This window comes from Rosenbergiella metrosideri, from assembly GCF_022602565.1.
Taxonomy (GTDB): Bacteria; Pseudomonadota; Gammaproteobacteria; order Enterobacterales; family Enterobacteriaceae; genus Rosenbergiella; species Rosenbergiella metrosideri.
In genome coordinates this window covers 115,204-139,610 of the sequence record NZ_JALBCV010000001.1, presented here as the reverse complement: position 1 = coordinate 139,610, position 24,407 = coordinate 115,204, and the positions used below count along the sequence as shown (strand labels likewise).

General features: G+C 43.3%; 18 protein-coding genes, 1 tRNA gene and 4 pseudogenes. 7 read left to right on the top strand and 16 right to left on the bottom strand.

What is annotated here, in order from left to right; genetic code table 11:
- Positions 1-25 precede the first annotated feature (25 nt).
- Positions 26-247: an osmotically-inducible lipoprotein OsmB gene (gene osmB, locus MKR94_RS00685; protein WP_422047480.1), complete on the top strand. Its 222-nt coding sequence runs from the start codon at positions 26-28 to the stop codon at positions 245-247.
- 40 nt (positions 248-287) lie between these two features.
- On the opposite strand, the gene yciH is transcribed toward osmB, so the two are convergent.
- The 5 genes from yciH to MKR94_RS00660 all read right to left on the bottom strand — a co-directional run bounded on the left by yciH (position 288) and on the right by MKR94_RS00660 (position 3,777).
- Positions 288-611 (bottom strand): stress response translation initiation inhibitor YciH, encoded by a 324-nt coding sequence (gene yciH, locus MKR94_RS00680; protein WP_241644995.1) that lies wholly within the window; start codon positions 609-611, stop codon positions 288-290.
- Entirely contained in the window at positions 611-1,315 is a 705-nt protein-coding gene (pyrF, locus tag MKR94_RS00675) for an orotidine-5'-phosphate decarboxylase (protein ID WP_241644994.1), read from the bottom strand. Before pyrF ends, yciH begins: the two co-directional genes overlap by 1 nt.
- Positions 1,316-1,444: 129 nt before the next feature.
- Positions 1,445-2,611: a lipopolysaccharide assembly protein LapB gene (gene lapB, locus MKR94_RS00670; RefSeq protein WP_241644993.1), complete on the bottom strand. Its 1,167-nt coding sequence runs from the start codon at positions 2,609-2,611 to the stop codon at positions 1,445-1,447.
- Between the two features lie 38 nt (positions 2,612-2,649).
- Positions 2,650-2,925 (bottom strand): LapA family protein, encoded by a 276-nt coding sequence (locus MKR94_RS00665; protein WP_241644992.1) that lies wholly within the window; start codon positions 2,923-2,925, stop codon positions 2,650-2,652.
- Between the two features lie 141 nt (positions 2,926-3,066).
- On the bottom strand, positions 3,067-3,777 hold the full coding sequence (locus MKR94_RS00660) for a phosphatase PAP2 family protein (RefSeq protein ID WP_241644991.1): 711 nt from the start codon (positions 3,775-3,777) through the stop codon (positions 3,067-3,069).
- 127 nt (positions 3,778-3,904) lie between these two features.
- On the opposite strand from MKR94_RS00660, the gene ribA reads away from it, so the two are divergent.
- Entirely contained in the window at positions 3,905-4,498 is a 594-nt protein-coding gene (ribA, locus tag MKR94_RS00655; protein ID WP_241644990.1) for a GTP cyclohydrolase II, read from the top strand.
- 355 nt (positions 4,499-4,853) lie between these two features.
- Here ribA and cysB read toward each other — a convergent pair whose 3' ends face one another.
- The 3 genes from cysB to sohB form a co-directional block, all read right to left on the bottom strand.
- Entirely contained in the window at positions 4,854-5,828 is a 975-nt protein-coding gene (gene cysB, locus MKR94_RS00650) for an HTH-type transcriptional regulator CysB (RefSeq protein ID WP_241644989.1), read from the bottom strand.
- Between the two features lie 180 nt (positions 5,829-6,008).
- Positions 6,009-8,606, bottom strand: coding sequence for a type I DNA topoisomerase (topA, locus tag MKR94_RS00645; RefSeq protein WP_241644988.1), 2,598 nt, complete (start codon positions 8,604-8,606; stop codon positions 6,009-6,011).
- 344 nt (positions 8,607-8,950) lie between these two features.
- Entirely contained in the window at positions 8,951-9,994 is a 1,044-nt protein-coding gene (gene sohB / locus MKR94_RS00640; RefSeq protein WP_241644987.1) for a protease SohB, read from the bottom strand.
- Between the two features lie 136 nt (positions 9,995-10,130).
- Between sohB and MKR94_RS00635 the strand changes: the two genes are divergently transcribed.
- The 4 genes and pseudogenes from MKR94_RS00635 to MKR94_RS00620 form a co-directional block, all read left to right on the top strand.
- Complete coding sequence (locus MKR94_RS00635; RefSeq protein ID WP_241644986.1) at positions 10,131-10,892, top strand: YciK family oxidoreductase; 762 nt, start codon at positions 10,131-10,133, stop codon at positions 10,890-10,892.
- A gap of 77 nt (positions 10,893-10,969) precedes the next feature.
- Positions 10,970-11,548: a DsbA family protein gene (locus MKR94_RS00630; protein WP_241644985.1), complete on the top strand. Its 579-nt coding sequence runs from the start codon at positions 10,970-10,972 to the stop codon at positions 11,546-11,548.
- Between the two features lie 114 nt (positions 11,549-11,662).
- Positions 11,663-11,738: transfer RNA gene (locus MKR94_RS00625), tRNA-Asn, on the top strand.
- Between the two features lie 152 nt (positions 11,739-11,890).
- Positions 11,891-13,042, top strand: a pseudogene (locus tag MKR94_RS00620) (tyrosine-type recombinase/integrase); the annotation flags it as partial.
- Here MKR94_RS00620 and MKR94_RS17090 read toward each other — a convergent pair.
- The 8 genes and pseudogenes from MKR94_RS17090 to MKR94_RS00585 form a co-directional block, all read right to left on the bottom strand.
- Positions 13,038-13,085: pseudogene (locus tag MKR94_RS17090) on the bottom strand (hypothetical protein); the annotation flags it as partial. The pseudogenes MKR94_RS00620 and MKR94_RS17090 sit on opposite strands and share 5 nt — an antisense overlap.
- A 261-nt stretch (positions 13,086-13,346) precedes the next feature.
- Entirely contained in the window at positions 13,347-13,685 is a 339-nt protein-coding gene (locus tag MKR94_RS00615; RefSeq protein ID WP_241644984.1) for a hypothetical protein, read from the bottom strand.
- Positions 13,682-14,161, bottom strand: a complete 480-nt coding sequence (locus MKR94_RS00610; RefSeq protein WP_241644983.1) for a DUF6694 family lipoprotein — start codon at positions 14,159-14,161, stop codon at positions 13,682-13,684. The genes MKR94_RS00615 and MKR94_RS00610 overlap by 4 nt, the downstream gene beginning before the upstream one ends.
- Before the next feature lie 314 nt (positions 14,162-14,475).
- Positions 14,476-15,409 (bottom strand): annotated as a pseudogene (locus MKR94_RS00605) (transposase).
- A 474-nt stretch (positions 15,410-15,883) separates the two neighbouring features.
- Positions 15,884-16,830 (bottom strand): annotated as a pseudogene (locus MKR94_RS00600) (ArdC family protein).
- 476 nt (positions 16,831-17,306) lie between these two features.
- Positions 17,307-19,484 (bottom strand): DEAD/DEAH box helicase, encoded by a 2,178-nt coding sequence (locus tag MKR94_RS00595; RefSeq protein WP_241644982.1) that lies wholly within the window; start codon positions 19,482-19,484, stop codon positions 17,307-17,309.
- Positions 19,481-20,920 carry a Hachiman antiphage defense system protein HamA gene (locus MKR94_RS00590; RefSeq protein WP_241644981.1) on the bottom strand — a complete coding sequence of 480 codons (1,440 nt, stop codon included), beginning with the start codon at positions 20,918-20,920 and terminating at the stop codon, positions 19,481-19,483. Before MKR94_RS00590 ends, MKR94_RS00595 begins: the two co-directional genes overlap by 4 nt.
- Entirely contained in the window at positions 20,917-22,047 is a 1,131-nt protein-coding gene (locus MKR94_RS00585) for a ComEC/Rec2 family competence protein (protein WP_241644980.1), read from the bottom strand. The genes MKR94_RS00590 and MKR94_RS00585 overlap by 4 nt, the downstream gene beginning before the upstream one ends.
- A 607-nt stretch (positions 22,048-22,654) precedes the next feature.
- Here MKR94_RS00585 and MKR94_RS00580 point away from each other — a divergent pair.
- The gene (locus MKR94_RS00580) at positions 22,655-24,145 is read left to right on the top strand and encodes an RES family NAD+ phosphorylase (RefSeq protein WP_241644979.1); all 1,491 of its coding nucleotides are present in this window, start codon (positions 22,655-22,657) and stop codon (positions 24,143-24,145) included.
- The last annotated feature ends 262 nt before the right edge of the window (positions 24,146-24,407 follow it).

Below are 24,407 nucleotides of genomic sequence, written 5' to 3'. Positions count from 1 at the left end.
GGGTGCCCCCATTCAACAAGGAGAAATGATGACATTAATTAATAAAACCATGTCTAAAGCTGTGATTGCTTTAACACTCGTAACCGTTTTGAGTGGCTGTGCAAATTGGTCAAAACGAGACCGTAATACGGCTTTAGGAGCCGGTATAGGTGCAATCGGTGGGTCAGTCTTAACTCACGGTGACGGATTAGGCACGCTAGGGGGTGCAGCATTAGGTGGCGTGATCGGGCATCAGTCAGGTCATTAATTGTTAGGCCGGTACTCATACCGGCCTTATCAAGCAATCTCTAGCCGCCAGCCAGTTTTACGTGATAGCCTTTTCCTTCCAAGTATCCTTTCAGGAAATCGCGCTTATCGCCCTGTATCTCAATATTTCCATCGACCACTGTCCCACCACAACCGCATTTTTTCTTTAGTTCGGCTGCAAGTTGGCTAAGTGCTGCATCGTCTATATCGAGGCCTGTAATGATACAGACACCCTTACCTTTTCGGCCACTGGTTTGGCGGCTTAATCGAACAATCCCGTCGCCTTTTGGACGCGAGACAACTTCTTTAGTCGGGCTAATGCGCCCCCCATCGGTTGAATAGACTAATGGTGCATCATCTTTCATTATGCGGACTCCAAAGAACGTAAAATCTGTTGTAACGTCTGCTCTGGCGCCGCTGACTGCGTGATTGGTCGACCAATGACCATATAATCTACCCCAGCGTTGATCGCATCAATCGGCGTCATAATCCGTCGCTGATCGCCTTGCTCGCTACCCACTGGACGAATCCCAGGTGTAACCAGTAAGAATTCATTTCCAAACGCCTGCTTAAACTCTACGGCTTCTTGTGCAGAACAGACGACACCCTCTAGTCCTGATGACTTTACTAGCTGCGCTAAATTCGCGGCATGCTGTGAGGGCGTATCTTTTATCCCCAAGCCGTTTAAGTCAGATTGATCCATACTGGTTAACACTGTCACCGCTATGAGATGAGGCGCGGAACTACCAAAAGGTTCCAATGCATGCTTCGCTGCTTCCATCATCCGAGCTCCCCCACCTGCATGGACATTAACCATCCATACACCGAGGTCGGCCGCCGCAGTGACCGCTTTCGCCACTGTGTTGGGAATATCGTGAAACTTCAAATCAAGGAACAATTCGAAATTACGACGGTGTAAGGCGTGAATAACTTCTGGTCCGAAACGTGTAAACATCTCTTTTCCGATTTTCAAACGACAACTTTTTGGGTCGATTTGATCAGCCAAGGCCAAAGCTGAATCCAAATTATCGAAGTCGAGGGCCACAATTACGGGTGACGTTACAGACATATTATTCCTTACGATAGATAGGTAACCATTTCAGCCTTAGTTTACCTGCTTAACTAAACTAGTGACAATGCCAATGTTAGATGGGTCTAATGTATCATAAGTATGTTGTAACTAAAGTGCGTGTTTTTTTTATGAGTCTAATCCCCTCATGGGTTTAATGGTTGACCAACTTTTACAAGATGGGCAATGCCAATAAATGGCGTGGGCAGTAAACCCACATTTTTGGCAACGATAGCGAGGTTTCAACCGCAGTTGCTCTGCGACCATATCTCGAAGCACCGCTAAGCTCTCTTTCGCACGACCATCTTCAGTGCCTTCCAAATAGTAGTTAACAAGTCGGTGAAAACCATTGAGCGTGGGTGCAGAGTGAAGTTGCGCTTCAAGGAAGTGCTGAGCAGATTCGAGACCTTGCTGCGACTCAATCTCCTCTGCCAAATAAAGTTCGGCCATACTTCCCTGATGTTTTTCGACACATTGTTCGAGGAACACTCGCCATTGGCTCATATCCCCTAAACGCTGATAAGATTCTTTAATAAGGGGTAGCACTTCGCTGATCATTTCAGCATCTTGTTCGGGCACTTTTTGTAATACCTGAATAGTCTTGTCCGGTTCCCCTTTCGCGGTCCAGACTCTACCAAACATAATCGACACACGGCCGCAGTTCTTATCCGCTGATTCAGCTTTACGCAGTAGCGTTAATGCGCGATCCAGATCATCCCCTGCCATAGCTTGAAGGGCTAATTCGCAGTAGAAATGAGCAATATGGGTACCTTGCTGAGATTTATCAGCACGTGCCAGTTTTTCTGCAATGTCGATGGCTTGCTGCCAATCGCTCGTCAATTGATAGAGTGAGAGCAACTGTTTTAATGAACTGACTTTAAAATCATTTTCATTAATCAATTGTTTAAACATAGACTCTGCACGATCATACAGCCCCGCTGCCATATAGTCCCTACCCAACTGCTGGATGGCCAGCAAGCGCTGGTCATAGTCCAACGAGGTACTTTCCATAAGGGATTGGTGGATTCTTATCGCACGGTCGACTTCTCCGCGAGAACGGAAAAGGTTCCCTAAAGTAAGATGGGCTTCAACGTCTGTGGCATCTTCTTTGAGCATGTCAAGGAAGAGGTCTACGGCTTTATCTTGTTGATTTGACAGAAGAAAGTTTACCCCTGTCACATATTCACGTGACAGTCGGTTAGCCTCTTGTTGCTTACCCTGCTGGGCACTCCTTCTTCCCATATACCAGCCATAGGCGGCTGCAACGGGTAATAGTAGGAACAGCAATTCAAGCATCGTTAGCCTCTAAATAGCGCGGCTCATCATACATAAGGTTAATGTTGCTTACTGAGCTGTTGTTCAAGTTTAATGACTTTATTTTTCGTGTGGGCCAAGGCTACCCGAGCACGCAACCAGAATAGACCACAAATTACCCAGCCTAAAAGAAAGCCGATACCGAACAAAGATGCCAATAAGCTCGATAATCTGAATGTGCCTTGCGCCACTAAAAAGTTGAAGGTAACTACTTGTTCATTTTTTGCCCCAAGTGTGAAAGAGACAATAAAAATGAATAAAACGACGATAAATAGTAGCAAATATTTGAATTTCACTTGGCATCCCTTCAAACCGTTGATTCAGCGAATCAACTATTTAATCAAAATGAATTAAAAAAAGTTTACCCATTACTGCTTATAGTATGGGGATCATTCACGCTTTTACAATCGAAATTGGTAAAAAAACCCCTGTACCGATCAGCGGCGAGATAAGACCTTATAAACCACCAATACAACAAGCGTGAAGCTCCAAGCGATCACAACAGAAGCGACGAGGTCTCTTGGCCAATGCATGCCTAGCAACATTCTACTCCACATCACCGCCCATGCCCATAAGGTAACCAGAATTAACACTGGCCAAGATTTTCGAAAACTCAACAAACCATAGAACAGCAGTAACCAACTGGCGACAAAGAAGCTGTGTCCAGAAGGAAATGAATACCCTGTTTCATGTTGCCAATGTCTCTGCTGCCAATCCGGTAAACTTGGCCAAAAAACATGGGCCTGGCTGACCAGTCGTTGGCGCGCTAATTTGCTGTGTTGATAAAAGAAGTCAGGAGCCTGATGCATCTGTTCCATCAGCGCAACAACATAAGGTCTGGGTTCAGCAAAATAAGGTTTTAACAGTGATTTAATGCCCTGTCCGCCCCAGACTACCACCACGATTAACAGCAATAATACCCAGAGCTTCCGTACCGAAGATTGTGCGTGTCGATACAGCATATACGCGAGAATGATCGAGGTAATAATACCCCATGGCCGGGTCACCGTTTGAGTAAACAGATAAAAAGGATAAGCACTTTGGGTACAACATTGTCCGGTCCAATGCCACCCATAGAGTAAAGTTAACAGCGCCGGTAACAATAATAATAACGCGCCAATCGTTAGGTTTTGTAGCTGCTTAGCCATAATTCCTCATAGCATTAGTATCTTGGTGTGCTTTTTCTTTAACATCTTACAGACTTCTGCTGAGAGTGTGGCAGAATAAGCGTAAGCATCAAAAATATTGAGTATAATTTAAATACTGAGGTATGTAATGCAGTTAACACGTGTAGCCGAAGCCAAGCTCCCCACCCAATGGGGTGAATTTCTGATGGTTGGCTTCGAAGAAATTTCTACGCAAAAAGATCATGTTGCGTTAGTGTTCGGTGACATCAGTGGTGATACACCTGTTCTCACTCGTGTTCACTCCGAATGTTTAACGGGCGATGCGTTGTTTAGTTTGCGTTGTGATTGTGGATTTCAACTCGAGTCTGCACTCGATGCCATTGCTAAAGAAGGACGAGGAATATTACTTTATCACCGTCAAGAAGGCCGGGGCATAGGATTAATCAATAAGATAAAAGCCTATGCACTTCAAGATAAAGGCTATGATACGGTCGAAGCCAATGAGGCATTAGGTTTTGCTCCAGACCAACGTAATTTCTCTTTCTGTGCCGACATGCTGACGCTACTGGGTGTCGCTAAAATCCGTCTACTGACTAATAATCCCAAAAAGGTAAGTGTGCTGAGCGAAGCCGGTATAAAAATAACTGAAAGAGTTCCACTTCAAGTCGGTCGTAATCCCAAAAACAGTCACTATCTTGATACGAAAGCAGCAAAACTTGGACATTTGTTGAGCCACTCTTAAAGCTTGGAAGGGTATAAGAAAAGTAATGAGCTGAGTTCTCAATAGAGGCTCAGTCCTACTCTTCTAACTTTCTCTTTCTAAGAAGCCATTAACGTAAAACCGCCCAAAGTAGATAACTTACTAACGCCCAAAAACCCACACAAAACCCAATACTCAGTACCCATATAAACTTAACCGAGCATCGTGGCGTTGGGTGATGTGCTGCGGGGAATTCTATTTGCTTTTTCATCATTGTGCCTGCCACAATTGTATTTTGTTTAAGGCGTGCAGTATGGCGAGAATTTGAAACTTGCCTATGATTACGATCAAGTTCATCTTGTCTAACGCGACGAAGTTTTACATAACCCTATCAACTTTATTTAAAAGGCAGTTTTATATCCTTGAACATCGCCTCTATATCGTCATTGGACCTTAAGGCAATTGCCGTATCAACAACATCGCGTGTTAAGTGTGATGCAAAGCGTTGGATAAAGTCGTACATGTAGCTGCGAAGAAAGCTACTACTCCGAAAACCAATTTTCGTTGTGCTATGAGTAAAGATATTAGAAGCATCAATACCAATTAAATCAGGGTCTGAAATCGGATCAACCGCCATGCTCGCGATAACACCAATCCCCAACCCTAATCGTACATAGGTTTTGATAACGTCTGCATCGGTCGCAGTGAACACAATTTTTGGAGTAAGTCCTGCATGGCTAAACGCAGTATCTAGCTCGGATCGGCCAGTGAAACCAAAAGTATAGGTTACCAGAGGATAGTTAGCGAGCTCTTGAATAGTAATCTCGCTCTTCTGCGCCAGCGGGTGTGTGGGAGGGACCACAATCGAACGGTTCCAGTGGTAACAAGGCAGCATGATCAAGTCGTCATAGAGGTGTAGAGCCTCGGTGGCAATCGCAAAATCGGCGTTGCCTTTTGAAACGGACTCCGCAATTTGCGTTGGCGACCCCTGATGCATATGCAACGAAACACGTGGATACTTCTGCATAAAACCCTTGATCGTTTCAGGTAATGCGTACCGCGCTTGCGTATGCGTAGTCGCAACGTAAAGAGAACCTTGGTCTGGCCACGTGTGCTCCCCGGCAACTGACTTAATCGCATCGACTTTCGATAATACCTCACGCGCAATCCGAATAATTTCCTGACCGGCTGGTGTGACTTGCGTAAGGTGTTTGCCACTACGTGAGAAGATTTGAATACCCAGTTCGTCTTCAAGCATTCTGACTTGTTTGCTGATACCAGGTTGTGAGGTATAAAGCCCCTCAGCCGTCGAACTGACATTTAAATTATGGTTAACAACTTCGACGATATAACGCAACTGCTGTAATTTCATTAATCTTCCTTAACACGCTACAACGTAGAGGCTAGGCTGCCTGGAAAGGCGAGGAAAGTGCATTTCTATAACCATGATAACATTATTTATATTCAGAAAGAATAATTGGTTATAACAGTTTTAAGGGGTTGTCGCGAGGTGGAGAGCCGTGCACGCCCTGATCAGGCGTGCAGAATTTCATTACTTTTTAGCTTCTTGCCATTTGCCGTCAATATAGAACAGCGTCCAGTTTGTCGCTTTGCCTTCTTTTTCGGAGGAGATATATTGTTGCTTTGTTTTACGACTGTATCTAACAAATGTTTTATTACCTTGAGGATCCACTGCAGGGGCTTCCGTTAGGTAAATAAACTTCTCTGGTAAACGGTCTTTAAAACGTTGGAGTTCCTCAATCAACGGCGCACGGGTTTCCCGTGATTTAGGGAAAGTATTTGCTGCCAAGAAGATACCCGAAGCGCCATCGCGCAGAACAAAGTAAGCCTCTGATTTTTCGCACTCTAATTCTGGTAACGGAACAGGATCCTCTTTTGGAGGCGCAACTTCACCATTACGTAAAATCTTCCGAGTGTTTTTACACTCTTCGTTAGTACAGGCCATATACTTGCCGAAACGTCCCAACTTCAGGTGCATTTCGCTGCCGCACTTATCACACTCGACGATTGGGCCATCGTACCCTTTAATACGAAACTCACCTTCTTCGACTTCATACCCATCACATGAGGGGTTATTACCGCAGACATGTAACTTACGTTTTTCATCGATCAAATAGCTGTCCATTGCCGTGCCGCATTTAACGCAGCGGCGACGGGCACGTAAGGCATTAGTTTCTGCATCATCCCCTTCGAGAATGTTTAAAACTTCGCTCTCTGGGATAAGGTTAATGGTTTGCTTACAACGCTCTTTAGGCGGTAAGGCATAGCCCGAACAGCCTAAAAAGACACCGGTAGTCGCGGTACGAATCCCCATTGCACGTTCACAGGTTGGGCAATCGATAGAGGTCAGTACCATAGGATTGGGCTGCATGCCCCCTTCTGCCGGATCTTTCTCAGCTTGTGTGAGCTGTTGACTGAAGTCACCGAAGAAATTATCCAGTACCCCTTTCCACTCCGCCTGATTGTTTGCGACTTGGTCGAGATTATCTTCCATGCGTGCAGTAAAATCGTAGTTCATCAACTCTTGGAAGTTTTCTTCCAAGCGATCCGTGACGATTTCTCCCATTTTTTCAGCGTAGAAACGGCGGTTTTCGACTTGCACGTAACCACGATCTTGGATGGTCGAGATAATTGATGCGTAAGTCGATGGGCGACCAATACCACGTTTTTCTAATTCACGAACTAAAGACGCTTCGCTAAAGCGTGCTGGCGGCTTGGTGAATAATTGACGAGGTAAAATCTCCTGTAGATCAAGTTCGTCGCCTACCTTGACTACAGGTAGAGTCATATCTTCATCATTTTTACGTAGGGCTGGCATCACTTTGGTCCAACCGTCAAAGCGTAAGGTACGACCTTTCGCCTTGAGTACGTATTCATCTGCTTTTACCGTTAAGGTTGTCGAATCATAACGCGCAGGTGTCATCTGACAAGCAACGAATTGACGCCAAATCAGTTGATAAAGCTTACGTGCGTCAGCTTCCATATCTTTAAGCTGCTCAGCATCAACGGATACATCAGAAGGACGAATGGCTTCGTGCGCTTCTTGTGAATTTTCTTTGTTCGAATAGAGGGTCGCAGACTCAGGCAAATACTTGTCACCAAATTCAGTTTGGATGTAATCACGTGCCATACTGATAGCGTCTTGGCTCAAGTTAGTTGAGTCAGTACGCATATAGGTAATATGCCCCCCTTCATACAAGCGTTGCGCCAACATCATCGTTTTTTTCACGCCGTAACCAAGACGTGTGCTGGCCGCTTGTTGCAGGGTTGAGGTGATAAAGGGTGCGCTCGCTTTACTGCTTGTCGGCTTATCTTCGCGATCGAGCACCTCGAAACGCGCTTTTTGCAGTAATTTAACGGCGGCATCGGTTTCGGCTTTGTGCGTTGGACGAAACGCGCTGTCCAGCTTATGCGTAACACGCATTAACAGCTCATCGCCTTTGGGAGTATTCAGCTTAGTGTCAACTTCCCAATACTCTTGCGGAACGAAAGCTTTAATTTCCCGCTCGCGTTCGACCACGAGACGCACTGCTACAGACTGAACGCGTCCTGCAGAAAGTCCACGGGCAATTTTTTTCCAGAGTAAGGGAGAAACCATATAACCGACAACGCGGTCCATAAAACGACGCGCCTGCTGAGCATTGACGCGGTCAATATTTAACTGACCCGGTTTTTCAAAGGCTTGTTGTATCGCATTCTTCGTAATTTCGTTAAAAACAACCCGGCTAAAGCGCTTATCATCACCGCCAATAATCTCTCTTAAGTGCCAAGCAATCGCTTCCCCTTCGCGGTCCAAATCCGTTGCGAGATAGATATGGTCAGCGTCTTTTGCGAGCGCTTGCAGCTCTGCCACGACTTTCTCTTTACCCGGTAGAATCTGGTAGTTGGCTTTCCAACCATGCCAGGGATCGACACCCATACGGTTAACTAAGGTCTCTGTAGCGTCTTTTTTTACCGCTTTAGTACCTTTCGCTTTACTGGCAGTTCCACTTTTCTTTGTTGCCGAACCACTCGTTGGTAAGTCACGAACGTGGCCCACACTTGATTTGACAACGTAGCCACTGCCCAGATATTTATTAATCGTTTTGGCTTTTGCAGGTGACTCCACTATGACAAGTGCTTTACCCATAAATAATCTACCTAATAGAAACGTTCAATGAACGTGAAAAAACTTTGATGGATAACATTTATTACCCGCTACATTCTGTTACAGAATGTGTTGTATAACACAATTGTGGCATTCTCGCGGGAAATAACCAACTGATTAAAATAATTTAATTCCCAGCTTTGTCGCAAAACCGGACTCACTAGTCTGCTACGCTAAATCGCCACACTCTACCTGATAAAATCAGTTTCGCAACATTAATTCAAGCGGCTTGAGGCATAAGCCTATAAGAAAATAGAGAGGCTAATTATATCAATAGCAACAAAAAAGCCTCTTTGAAAAGAGGCTTTGACCGATAAGCATCCATGTTACAGAAGCGGTTTTTGACCCCGTTGCCAGAGCTTAAGGATCGCCTTTTCGACGACCGAGGCACCACTTTGCGTAAATCGCTCTATCAGTGTTTTACGGCGCGCATAGCTGATGCTCAATAACCGGAATTGTTGCATCTTACTTATGATCAACGCATCACTCGTCGAAATCTCATCAATAAGTCCTTTCTCAAGAGCTTGTTTGCCGTACCAATGTTCTCCAGTCGCGACACTATTAATATCTAAGCTTGGGCGCATTTGTGCCACAAAGGACTTAAACAGTTGATGGGTATCATCCAAATCTTGACGAAATTTTTCCCGGCCCTCTTCACTGTTCTCGCCGAGCATGGTCAATGTGCGCTTGTACTGGCCTGCAGTATGCAGTTCTACATCAATATCATTTTTTTTAAGTAAGCGATGGATATTGGGAATTTGCGCCACAACACCGATTGATCCAATAATTGAAAAGGGTGCCGCCACGATATGGTTTGCCACGCAGGCCATCATATAGCCGCCGCTAGCGGCCACCTTATCGACGACTGCCGTAAGCGTGATGCCCTGATCGCGAATACGTTGCAGTTGTGAAGCAGCGAGCCCATAACCATGTACCACCCCGCCAGGACTTTCAAGTTTAAGTAAGACTTCGTCACCCGGTTTGGCGACAGACAGCACAGCAGAAACTTCTTTACGAAGCGTTTCCACTTCGTGAGCATCCATACTGCCTTTAAAATTTAATAAATAGAGAACAGGTTTAGTCAGCGTAGTACCTGCTTTAGCCTCGGCTTTCCTTTCTTTTATACGCGCCTTCTCATTCTGTTTTTCTGTTTTTCGCCATTGTTTCTGAGCGGATGGCTCCACCAGCGCAAGTTCGAGGCGTTTTTGCAGTTGTTCAAACTCTTTACCAGGTTCTCGAATCAGTAATTCACCCGGTGACTGTTTCGTTTTTCCGCGCTGATTCATAATGAGGAGTACTAGGGCCACGATAACCACCAGTACGGTCACACTTTTAGCTAAAAATAAGCCATATTCTGCTATAAAACCCACATTATTCTCCTCTGGGGGTAAATGACGGTAAAATTAAATTTTTGTAATAATCGGTCGTATTTCATCATCACCTATAATTGTAACATAGCCGTCAAAACGGCATAACCGCTCATCTCTACTGCTTAAGGAAAACGCTATGCAATATCAAGCACCCATCGATCTTCTTAAAAATCGAACCATTGTTGTGACCGGTGCAACCGATGGAATTGGACATGAAGCGGCGCTGTCTTATGCGCATCACGGTGCTCGACTTATCCTTCTTGGCCGCAATCAACAGAAGCTTGACCGCGTCGGTGCCGAAATCCATCATAAATTTGGCAAATTACCCTCGCTGTTCAAGATAGATTTTGCTACCGCTAAACTTGAAGATTATCACGAGTTAGCAAAGCATATTGCTCTGGTGGCACCGACCTTGGACGGTGTCCTACACAACGCCGGTATGCTGGGTGAAATCATGCCCTTAATGGATACGCCCGCCACGCTTTGGAAACAAGTTATGACGGTTAATCTCGACGCCGTTTTTTATCTGACACAAGCACTCATGCCTTTGTTACATAATGCAGAACAGGCATCGCTTATCTTCACTACCTCAAGTGTTGGCCGCCAAGGCCGTGAAGGCTGGGGAGCTTATGCGATGTCGAAATTTGCGACCGAGGGAATGATGCAAGTGCTAGCAGAAGAACTGGCCAGCACAAAAGTCCGAGTTAATTGCATCAATCCGGGGGGGACTCGCACCCAGATGCGGGCAAGGGCTTACCCGAGTGAAGACAGCATGAAGTTAAAGACGCCAAGTGACATTATGCCACTGTATTTATGGTTAATGGGCGATGATAGCCTCACGACTCACGGACAAAGCCTTGATGCGCAACCTGGTCGGAAAACTGGGCCTGCGGTGTAATTGCTCTACTGGCTTGAAAAGTTGACCTATCTTTGCCACGCTTGATCAATTGACGACCACTCTTTCAAGGAAAGTCTATGACCACTACACTGTTTCGCCATAGCGAGCAAAGCTTGACATGGGGTAAGGGCGAGTTAGTTTTCGAAGTCTTTCTCGAACCGACCTGCCCCTTTTCTGTGTTAGCGTTCAATAAACTCCCTGCGCTCCTCAACGCGGCTGGGCCGGAGCAGCTTCAAATCAAAATCCTCCTCCAGTCGCAGCCTTGGCATATGTTTTCAGGAATAATAGTTCGATATATTCTCGCCGCCTCCACACTCACTCAAGGCCAGTCCGCAGTGATGAGCGTTATGCAAAGCGTGGCCGACCATCGTGAAGAGTTCGAGTTTATCGATCATTGTCGAGGCCCCAATCTACATACCACGCCCGAACAGCTCCTTCAGCGCTTAGTGTCATATAGCGGTGTAGATGTTCGAGAGATTTTCGACCAAACATCTCTCCAAGATTTAGTGAAACGTCATGCGAAGTACGCGCGACAAAACGGTATCCACGTCTCGCCCAGCTTTATGGTCAATGGGTTGTTACACCCGGAGATAAGCAGTCAAGATTCCGTCGAGGAGTGGTTGGAAAAGTTAGGGTTAGATCAATTTAATCAGTAAGTTAACCTACTTTTTAAACAATTTGCCGTTTTATTACGCGATCAGTTGTGAATTGGCTATTTTAGCTTTGACATTGCTCCGCTGTATCGTTAGCATTCGTCGCGTTAACACAATTCCTCTGTAGTTCAGTCGGTAGAACGGCGGACTGTTAATCCGTATGTCACTGGTTCGAGTCCAGTCAGAGGAGCCAAATTCTTGTTTTCATGTCTCTTTGCGAATCCTTATATGATTTAGATTCAATAAGTTAGCATGAAAAATCTTCCCGATGCATTTTTAGTTTTCCCTCTGCATCGGGAGAATTTTGGGGTCAAGTTGGTTCGATGACGGAGTGACCCCCAAAGATCTCTTAACGACACAAAAATCCGCAGCTTAAAACCATTCACTAAACCTTTCAAAGTTTCCGATTCTCATGGCCTGTACCTTTTATTCAATCCAGGCGGTTCACGTCTCTGGTATCTGAAATACCGAGTCAATGGTAAAGAATCCCGCCTCGGCCTAGGTGCCTATCACGATGTTTCTCTGGCTTAAGCTCGTCAGCAACGTGATGGCATACGCAAGCTGCTGACGCAGAATATCAATCCATCACAGCAACGTATCACAGAGAAAGCGGCCCGCTTTCCGGAAAAAACATTTAAGCACGTTGTGTTTAGCTGGCATAAAAGCAACAGAACATGGTCAGGGAACCACGCCTCCCCTCTTCTTGCCAGCATGAACAATCATATATTTCCTGTGATTAGACACTTGCCAGTAGCTGAACTGAAACCTCGTCACTTTATCAATCTGCTAAAAGGCATTGAGCAAAAAGGTCTACTGGAAGTCGCAGCACCTGTTAAACGACACTATCCCGCCTTTCCCCTTGAACGACTACCCAAACTATTGAGCCGAATTGATGGTTATCATCAGGGACGGGAATTAACCCAGCTGGCTGTTTCTCTCACCCTACATGTCTTTATTCGCTCCAGTGAACTGCGGTTTGCCCGCTGGTCGGAATTAAGTTTCAGAAACAAAATCTGGACTATCCCCGCCACACGAGAGCCGATCCCCGGAGTTAGCTATTCCGATAGGGGGACGAAAATGCGTACGCCACATATTGTGCCGCTGTCACATCAGACCATCGACATACTGAAGCAGATAAGAGAAATCTCCGGTGTTCAGGAGTTGTTGTTCCCCAGCATCCGGAATCCATCCAGACCAATGAGTGAAAATACGGTTAATAAGGCGCTGCGGCTGATGGAATATAATACTAAAGAGGATGTATGCGGCCACGGGTTTCGGGCAATGGCCTGCAGTGCCCTGGTTGAATCAGGTCTCTGGTCACTGGATGCGGTTGAACGTCAGATGAGCCATCATGAGCTCAATAGCGTTCGGGCAGCATACATCCACAAGGCGGAGCATCTGGAAGCCCGCAAGGCGATGATGCAGTGGTGGTCAGATTATCTGGACAGATGCAGAGAGTCTTATCTTTATTTTCACATGAGGTCTGCAACATCTTGAGAATACTAGATTTACCCGCTCCCCAGTCACCGTGAACACCAATTGTAATCGGAGCCTAGGGTGTCTCTTCAATGAGCTTCACCACCGTCTCGGCAATCGCCGAGTAGTACAAAAGATCTGTAGCCGTTTCCTGGTCATTCAAGAACATTTAAGTGTCTCCCCGTGACATATGTTCGTAATCGTTGAGCTCAACGTTTTTCGGTCTTTGAACCGATAGGTGATTTAAAAAGATTCGTCGCGCTTCAGCCAGTCAGCTATGGCCTGGTATAACTAAGTGCCAGACCTCAGCTTTGCCAATGAATATTCAGGAGGGGGAATTGGGGTATTCAGCCTGGAATTCAGCCAGTCTTTTTGCGTCACGCTCAGAAAATTCGGCATCGCCAAACACAGGATTGCCCTGCGCATCATCGACTCTTATAACGGTTACGGTAAATACAGCGTCAGAGGGAGCATTCACTTTTCCCCAATCGGAAAAAATATTCGGTGCCAGGTTCCATTCAGCCTTTTCTCCAGGCTCAAGACCACCAGAAATCTGGTAATTGAAGGTGTCGGTTAACCACGGAACTTCCCTTCCCGGGCTTGCGATGACGCCTTTGAAATAAGCGCGCGCGATGGCTTTATTTGTGCCGTTCTCAACGCTCAACTCAATGATGGGCTGATCTCTTCCATAATTTTTTTCTCAAAGTAAAAACGGGAGCGGGATACCTTTAAGGATTCAAGTTCCTTCAGGCTACTTTCTGCGGTTTTTTGCTTTTGTAGAAGTTCCGAGATTTCCTGAAGTGCCTGAGTTTGGTCGCGTTCAGCTCTCTCCTTTCTAATCGTTTCGGCATAAGAGATGACCTCTTCTCCGGTTTTACCTGAAAGTTCGCTTTTCATTTGTGCCTCGATACCAGAGGTATTTTTTGTCATCCCTGCTTGCGTTAGATCAGTAAGATTCAAATGGTTAAGAGCTACTACCTTAAGCGCACTATCGTATGCAGTGCGTTGATTCTCTGGAAGTGACTCCCTTACCTTCTGAATTGATATCTTCATGCTTTCGTCACTGGAAGTATCAATTTTGGGCTTGTCACAACTACTCAAGGAAAGGACTATTGCAAGCGCAGCCATTACTTTCTTCATAAACATTCCTGTTAAACCTTGCTGAATAGGATAGATCCTAACTCCTGAATGAGTCATTTGGAAGCAACTTGCAATGAAATAGTAAGAAATATTGACAAAAGGTTAACGACATCTTTCTTTGCAAGGTCGAGTGGCTTTTCATACAGGAAAGAGGTTGAAGATGGGGAATTAACGCTAAGTAGAGAAACTGGAAGAATTTCGATGCCGTGCAACAAGTACTGTGTTCGTGCAATGTGTGACCTGATTCCCGGTGATAAATACGCTGCGGTGTTAGTAATGTCTGCTTCATGCGCTGAGGCATTCAACAAGCTTTTTTATGGCCTAAGTAAGGGCGAGAGTCGCGCTTCGAGTGCCAGCAAATATTTTACTTCGTCGTAGCGGGTTCTGGACTTCCAGCAGTGGTAAATGATCCTTATCCATTTAAACGCCAGAGCCCGGATGGCTGATTGATGCGATTTCCCTTTGTCTCGCTGGCCCTAGTAATAAAGTCTGACCCAGTATGATGAGTTAACGATCTTGGCAGCCCATTCAACAAAGGTCTGCCTGACGAACTTCGCACATTGCCATCGTTAGTGAACCCAGGATTTCTGGCCACTTCGTTCTGTCACCGGAGCAATACCTGCGTAGTTTTGAATTTCTTCAGCGCTGTTAAACCGGCCACGGTTATCACCAAGTGCAGCAAGCATTCGTGGGCCCATACACGGCCCCATGCCCGGAAGTGATTTGAACAGCCCCGCATCTGGCAATGTGTCAAACAGTGCTTCGATTCGTTCGTCATAGGTTTTGATGATTTCACTCACGACTTTAATTTGTGTCGCCAGTGCTGTTGCCATCAAGGCATTAGCCTCTAACCGGATATCCGCATTATTGGACTCAATGGCTTTTATCTTTTGGGGATAACGCAGCATTAACTCTAATGCCAGCTCGGCATCCTGTGGGTCATCTTAAGCGCCGCTGGGAGAAAGCTTGCCAGTAACGAGCCAAGGACAAAGCGTGGAAGGGGAAAACGGTGATAAAAGGATATTTCTGAAGAGCATACACCACGAGACCTTTCTTCAGCTCAACGGCGATAGCGATCCTGCCTTTTACCTTCTGGTGTAACTCGGTAAGCCAGACATCAAGCGCTTCTGCTGTATGTTTAATCACATGGAATACGCGTTCACCGTTTTTAAACTGAACATAGACATCGTGTATTTTATCTGCCCAGTCCAGACCAACGTGCGCAGCAAATTGATTAGTCACGGTCATCACCAACTCCTTTTCATCGGGGATTGGTATGCATTCCACGCTCTTCGGAATAGATATCCAGCAATTTATCTGCATGCCCTGAGTATTCGTTAGCGAACGTGGAGCACCTACTGGCTCAAAAGAAAAGAGGCGATCATCGCATGATTCTCGCTCAATATTCGTAACCAGTAAGCGCATACCCTGAATCAATTAAAAGTGTAATTCTCATGGTCAGAATGAATATATTTCGCTCGTTGCCGATTGTCAGGTTGAATCATGTTCTAGCAGCGAACACGGCCAGATCAAGTTTAAGCCAATACATCTATAGGGGTGAGCGGGCTCTTTGCCGCCCGCCCTGCAGCCTACGAATTATCCTGCCATCAAGTGCCAGGATAATTCGTAGGGGAAAATATCACCCCCTGATACAAGCGTTACTCTGCGCACAGCTCTATAAGGTCAAAGCCACATTCCTTTGTAGCTTCTTCCCCTCTACCTTCAAGCCTTATCCAACAAATAACGATGCGCTTTGGATGCCGCACTGGCAGCTTTGAAAATATAGCGTTTGTCGTTTTTCAGTGCTTTCGGCCAGGAAGCAATGTAGCTTTGGTGCTGGACCTCTCCGACAATCCCCAAATCCGCCATCAGGAACGCGCTTCCCACCTCGGCGATCAACTCCTCAAATGCATAATCCTCACTGCCGAATTCTCCTTTCATTTCACGGTTAAGACGGTTTTTCGCACCGCTCCAGTGAACCATCTCATGCAGACCGGTAGAGTAGAAATTAGCAGCATCAGAAAAAAGATGGCGCTCTGGCAGCCGTACTTCATCAGTTGAGGGTTGGAAAAAAGCGTTTTGTCCTTTCTCAATGATATTTGCGCCGCTTTTTCGGAACAGTTTTTCAGCCTCCGGCAACGGGTCAAATGTTGCTTCCGGGCTGATGGTTTCAGTTGCCAGTGGAAGACCATCAATGTGCTGAACGTTAAACACGGTGAAGGTTTTCAGCATTGGTATCTGGTCGATTTCGCCGTCTTCGCTTTCCTTCTCTAAAGTTGTATAGAAAATGGCTGTAGTGCCGTGCTCGCCTTTGCGAACCTGCCCACCGACTGCCTGTGCTTGTTTGTAGGTCATCCAGCGTGAATCACCGAAGCCCTGTTCTGACGCACTGCACCACAACAGCATGATATTCATTCCACTATACGCAATACCGGTTGGGAAGTTGGAAGGTAATCCAGACATACCCAGCACTCTTGCCACGGGCAAAACCACGGTTTTACACCGGCTTCTAGCGCTGCAATGATGTTGTCGGTGACGGTCTGATAAAAATCTGTTCTGGACTGAGAAAATTTCGTTTTTGAGGAGCCTGACTGCTCCAGCGGGGATACGCTGGTCGCCGTTGCGGTGTTAGGGGCGCTAATCTGGGTGGTATGCAGGGGAATGGTCATGTTTTTTTCCCGTCAGTGGTGTGATTTTCGTCTTCGTATCGCCTGCGGTTCGCTTTCCAGGCATCGTTCCGGCACGGAAGGGCGCAGAATGCGTGCCATTTACCCTTGCGGGATGGGTTGTGTTGGAAAATGATTAGCCGGAAGCTGTTACGGGGAACGGAAAACTCGCGGAGAAAAACTGACCCTGTATAGGCAGGCGTAGCGCCCCTTATTCCGCAGCGGTGTTATGAAATTTTGAGCGAGATATGTTCAGAGCATGACTTAATACTTAAAATTTATTAAACTTGCTTTAAATAAACTATTTACTTTGCATTTTCACTAAAAGACATTCTAAAAAACACGCAAAATAATAAGGTCCCGACATAATTATAAAATCCATAGCCATATAATATTCCAGATAAAAATTGCGTATAAACATTTTTATACGCAACCGCACTCCCCATTAAACAAAAAAAGCTAAACAGTCGTCATCTTCCTCACAAAAAACATACAATGCTCTTCAAAAGAGAAGTTTCAAATTCACCTAACGAATTGATCACTTCCTTCTTTTCTGCTGCCGATTTTATTTTACTTAAAGTAATATCTATATTATCCTCAGCCGTAATATTGGCTATCTTTGCGATTTTTTTAGATACTTGCATTGGAATTCCGAATTCCTCCAACGTAACCAACGTTGGCAATTCAAAATGAGCCTCTAACGCATGACAAAAATTAGTGTAATCACCAAAACTATAGTCAAATCTTGAAAAGATCAGTTTTTGAATATCATTAATTGCAAGGATAATCTTAGGGAGATTATAACTAACTAAATTTCTTTTAAAATCGAAAATCACTTGCACTGCATCATCAGGTTTATAATCCACATTCCGACTTTTCCAATAAGAATATTCATCATTAATTAATTTCAAATCACTTTCATGACTCATAATGGATCTTAGACGGGTGTGAAGTTGAGAGGCAGTCTTCACCGCACCACTTCCCATTCTGGATAATGAAAAATACTTAAACAAAATAAAGCATAAATGATTAAGTTGATCTTTGGTTGGGTATAATGAGTCCCAAACCATGACATTATGCCATTTACCACATTGCTCCATCAAAGCATCGGCAAAATTTAATAACTTTTCTGGTGAAACGCCTTGGTGCTTGTTAATTAGTTCAATTGGTAAAATTTGTTGATGGGTATACTTAAATATTCTAGTTAGATTTGTCTCTGATAAATCATTTTGTATTTGAAGAAGCATAGAGTCAGAGGCATTTTCGCTAAGAGTGACAATGGGAATATCAATTAATGGCAATTGTTGTTTTGGCCTACTGCCTATTATATGAATCTTCCCCACAAAATGCTCAAACATCCGGCCACTTCTTCCAGATATGTTATTAAATGTGAATGAATCTAATTTAGTTCGGCCAGTAATACAATCATCGTAAATTATGACATTTTTAGCATTTGTATTAACGCCCTCAATAAGCGTAGACGTGCACACTAAAACTGAAATTCTCTTTTTATTAAAAGAGTCGACAATAAATGCTCCAATTGCCCTTGGAAGTTTTGCGTGATGACATGCTACTCCGTAATCCACTGCGTTTGCTAAACTCCACTCAGGATGATAATTATCCCTTAACCATCTGGTAAACAACTTATTTTCATCATGTTTCTTGGTGAATCCCATTGCCAATATTTTAGACATTAAAAAATTGGCTCTTTTAGGAGATTTGCAATAAATGACCGTCTGTTCATCAGAGCTTATATTCTTTAAAATCCTTGTTAAATATTTATCTCTTTCAATATCAACATATTCATCCTTGCCTTTTGTTTTTAATTCGTAGTAAAATTCATCAGCAGCAACAGTCTTGTATTTATCGAATTTGACAAATGAGCAGTTCAGGTCGTCTTCTAATCCATCAATAATTCCATCTATATTTGGACCAAGCATATAAAATCTTTTGCATATATTATATAACTTATGAAAAGCTATATTCAATCTATCACATCGATAATCAGCATTGCTACTAGGCGCTAGTTTATAAAACTCATCAATTATAAAAAAATCAACATTTGTCGCTTTGAAATTACGTTCAATCACTCTTTCTTGTGTGTATATGAAGATGTTTTTTTCAGCCGCATCCTGATTTGATTGTGTTATTATCTTATATGTGGCTTTGTGTTTATGAAATTTTTTCTTAAGCTCATCCATCAATGCTATTGTTGGCACTACCACAACAATATTATTAAAGCATTGAGAACTAATTAAAGCATCAATTATAAGACTTTTACCGAAACTGGTTGGAGCACTTAAGACAATGTTTTCACCGTTAATTATTCTATAATAGACTTCTGCTTGTTTTACATGAAATTTAGTTTCCTGATTTATCGGAGATAAAAAGACACCCACCCCCAACTTGGTTTTAAAATCCAAACCATCGGCATCAACATAAGGAAACAGACCTAATTCCAAAACCAGTCTATTTAACAAGTTAACATTCTCATTAAAGAGATCTTTCTTATCTAACATCCGCAGAACTAGATCTTGAATTAAGTGATAATTTACATGTTTGTTATACTCATTAATCAACTCAATGATAATTTCTAGCCAAAGACTGTTCTCGGCATTGATTTTATCTTTCAATTCATTATATTTAGCAATATTCATTGCAACACTTCCTTTTTAAAATCATTATACAAAGAAACAATATCATCAACAGGAAAGAGAAAAACCCTTACATCAACAAGATGTACTATTTTGTTGTTATAACATGAGGACAATGATTTTCGACAAACATCTATACTATCTCTGAACTTTTTTAAAAACTCAGTCTTATTGTAATTTTTAATGATTTCGCTGGAATTTACGATGAAAATAGGGATGATTATTTTATCGACGCGACTCTCAATAGGGATTCTATTATCAGAGAGTTTTTGCAACTTATCTTTAAAGGGCCAATCTAAATCTATTTCAGATGTTATTAGTAAAAGTCTAGTTTTAATTTCATTAACACTGATAAGATTATTAATATTTTCCAATACAGATGTGATAGCATCATCCATGGTATCTTTGATTGATGAAGCACCGAGCCATAATTCAACCTGCCCACCATTTATGACAATATGTGAACAAGAAAACAATAAGTCACCATTTATATGGTAAACACCATTAACTACAGGAATTGTTTTATGACTTTGCCTAATCGCCATATGTAAGAAAAGATCTCCTAAGGCATCCAAATCATTAACAGGATACTTTTTAATGGCCTCTGCTAATTGTTTCGCAGGCCGGTTTCCTATAGCCTTCTTATTTTGCGCAGTTAGTGAATAATCAATTAACCAATCTTTAGAGTACTCAATAAGATCATTTTTACGCCATTCGTTGTACTCAAAACCAATATCAACCCCTTTAATATTCGGAATGTCTTTATTGCAATCTACACATATTTCAAACGGGGTGTCAGGATGTGGAGGCGGCATGTACTCAATTTCTTCCCGCACTGAAGCCTTTAAACGCAAATTATTAAAAACTACTCCTAGATTATTATATATTTCTGAAATAGATAAAACATGCAGCGTTGTACTACCCTGTTGTACGATCAGCATACCAACCACATATCCGTTAAACAAAACGGGAGAACCCGACATACCTTTATATTTTGAAACAGTAGGTGCTTGTGCAATTTCAAAACTATGTTTTGTCGTAGTAATATCCCCAACTAAACTGCATACAGTTGAAGAGAACGCTGCTGGAACTTGCTTCTTTTCAACAGGAAAACCATAAACATGTACTTTTTCATCAATGACAAGGTCTACCGTTCCTGTATGTATAAAAGATGAAAACTCGTACTCAATACATTTAAGGAGCGCAAAATCCATATTAGAATTATCATATTCATCAAGTAACTTTAACTTAACTTCATATCCAGATATAAAATCGTCGGGGGTTAAAAACAAACTGTACTCACCATTCTCTTCTAACGTATGCTTAGCTGTAAGAACAATATTATTACTTATACAAAAACAGGTCCCTCTTCTAATTGAATCACCATTTTGAGACTTAAATATATACACTTTATCTTTAGGGTAATCTTCTAATTTCATATCAAAATCTCTTTCTCATTTATCATTATTTTTGAGCCGCAGCTATATTTTGAGAATTTTTCTTTGAATGACTCATTGATATGTGCGATTGGATGGTTAATATAAATATCAACAGGTTGTTTTTTAGAGTATCTGACAATTCGAGCCAACGTTTCTAAATCCGGATGAAAATGTTTTTTCCCATTAGTACTGATTAAATATCTTTTGCATAAAATCCTCTCTAAAAGAATTCTATTATAATTATGTTTACTGCCATGATGTGGTAATTTAACTGCGTCTACCTCAAGAGTTTCATAACCCTTAAGATCCATCCAATGAGTAATAGTCTTTGTGTCACTATCTCCTAGAAATAGAACCTTCTTCTCGTTAAACTCTGCCAAGAAAGATATACTACTCATATTGTTCAAAGAACCATCATCAACAAATGGCACATCAGATAATTGTTCAATAGTCTCACATGAGGATCCACATATTTCTTCACCATCAATATCACTGTTTAAAGAATCTATGTACTTTTCAAAAGCAATACTGTGCTTTTTATGTAATCCTTTCATTTTTAAACCATACTCTGATAAAATATTAATCCAATCTGATTTTATCTTTGAAATACACTCATCCGTTGGCCCAATAATTTCAATGGTAATATCACCTATAATAAATTTATCTGGAACTGAGGTATTTGTAATCACACCACTCTCGAATCTTTCGTTTATTCTGTAGTTTAAAGTTTCCAAAATAAAAGAAAGAGATGTTCCTTCTGAAAATCCTATATCTGATTCGCCTTCAACATCTTTAGAAAAGTTAGATATGATCGTATCAAGAGCAGATGCTTCCTCTTGAGATATATTTTCTTCAAGGCGTTTAGCGCTAGTCAACTGCTCAATGCCATTAAAGAATACTTCTTTCAAAATTGGATGAGACTTCTCCTCAAGCATGCGAATCACACCATTGACGTGATCATTATCGATATGTGTAACAAACAAAGCATCAAATTTACTAAATCTCGATAAAATTTTATTCCAACTCTTATATGAGGAAGCAGTTCCACCATCAATCATAATTGATGTGTTTTCTGTTGCTAATATCAGGCAGTCACCATTGCCACCATCATTCAGATAAACTCTCATAGCATAAAAACCTTATACATTAGATAGTTATAAGTAAACAAAGCAGTTGTGATTTTATGAAACAATTTTATCATGGTTAACTATTGATTCACATGATTAATCATGCAATAGACTTATGCAGCCTTAAATCAACTTAATCTAACTCAGTGCTTCAATGCTTTTCTGTAAGCTAATTTACTAAGAAATCACTACCTACTGAGAAAAATTACTCTTAATTTCAAATGGATGAACTCAAATCCAGTATTCAACCACTGCCTGCAGTCTTTCCACCGCCGCCAACAATCCCCTGGTGTCAGAATCCCTGTTCCTCCCATCAAAAACTCTAATGACGTCATGGAAACACGGTTTAAAATGCATTTCACCAAAACGTAAGGCTGCCACCGTGGCTAACACTTTCCGCCGTTAAGCATAACGCTCTCAGAAGTTGCGTAAATGAAAGGGATATCAGAAGCTAATTACTTTGACTGGCGTAGTCAGACAGAAACAACGAAAAGTGTCCGGCAATCATTATCGGTGACCGACACACTCATTTAGACTGATATCGCGGCGTACTGGCCTAAAAAAGGCCTACTTGTAGAACAAATTGCCCAGGGGAAACATCCTTAATATGAACATCAAAGAAACTCATGAAATCTGGATTTGTGCGTGTTGTATTGGAGAAGCTTTTCTCGGCGAACGTATCGAGGTAAATGGTTCCGTTAATGCATGCCACTACTGCGAGGAAACTTGCGCCTGCTTTACCCTGGAAACTATTAGCAATCTGACAGAACAAGCTATCGGAGAACATTTCGTCCGTACTTCGGATGAACCTTCCACAATGGAATATGCAATGATTAAGCATTGCGGACAAGATTGGTATCGCGACGGGGAGGAAATTGGACAGGTGATTGAAGACCTCCTACAAACCAGTCCCGAAGTGGCACACGATGTACAGCAGCTTCTTGAGGAAAGGCATTCTGATTTTGACTCTGACACTATGGGTCTGGAAACTGAATTTGCGTGTGAATCGCATTATGTAGAACGCCGGAAGGTGAGCACCGGGCGTCTAAACTCCATTTGGGAAAGGTTTGTAACCACACTCAAAACTGAATCCCGCTACATCAACCCCTCTGTCACGGAGACACTGGATGGCCTTTTCAGTGGCGTGGAAGCTATGCGGTCAGGAAGGAACGGCAAGGTTATAATAGAGGCGGGGCCTGATACCGAAGTTCCTTTCCTTTATCGGGCCAGATGGTGCCGTGGACATGATGAGCTGGAGAGCATATTGATTACACCGGATCGAGAATTAGGGCCTCCTCCTTACCGGCTCAGTGGTGCAAATCGTATGAGCGCCCGAGGTATTTCTGTATTTTATGGTGCCAGTTCTGCGGAAACCGCTATTTCGGAGATAAGACCTCCGGTGGGCTGCAATGTGGTATGTGCTAAATTCATCCTTATCCGCCCGCTCAGGCTGCTGAATCTTCTTGCGCTGGAAAATGTCTGGGAGAATGGCAGCATGCTTGACCCGGACTTTATCAGAAAACGCGAGCAAGCTGCATTCCTAAGAACGCTAACCAGTCGGATAGTGGACCCCGTGCTGCCGGGTGAGGAGGATTTTAGCTATATCCCGACCCAGGTCATTGCGGAATATCTAGCGGAGTCCCCCACGATGGCCCTTGACGGAATTTTGTATCCATCGGTGCAGCTGTCTGGTCTTAAGTCGGATGAAAGCTACAACGTTGTCCTGTTCCACAAAGCCTCTTGTGTCAGCTATCAGACGTTGCCTGCACAGGAAGGCTGCAGGATAAGTTACGGACATCAGTACGATGAAGATGACTGGGAGACAGACATCTGTGTAACAGAAATCACAGAGCTCGTGGATGCCAATTCCCAGCAGGAAGAAGAGATGCACCCCCACCTTAAGGACAACCGGGAGCCAGCTATTGAGATCGATCTACTTTCTGTTAGCGTTCACGGTATAAGGGCCGCTCGCTTTGAGTATTCCACCGATACGGTCAGGCGGGACAAACACGTTTATAAGCCTGAAGTTGCCCGTCCCTCTGTTTCTGAAGAGCCCCCTTGGAACCTCGACTCTAACCAGGATGATATTCCTTACTGACGAGGTAGCTCCGGCTACAAAAATAGGCCACCGATGTGGCCCATTGTGCTAAAGAAGAAAACAGCCGTGCGGTTTAAGCTGAATACCACAGAAAACGTCAGTACTAACCTGCATGACAAGCCGAAGGGAAGACTGACCTCCTGCACAATGTCCACTTTGGCATTGAGAAGACTATCAGATATAGTTGGACACTGTTCAGTTTTGGTAGACTATTCAATGATCATTCTCATAACACTTCACTTTTAGAACACAACTTAATAGC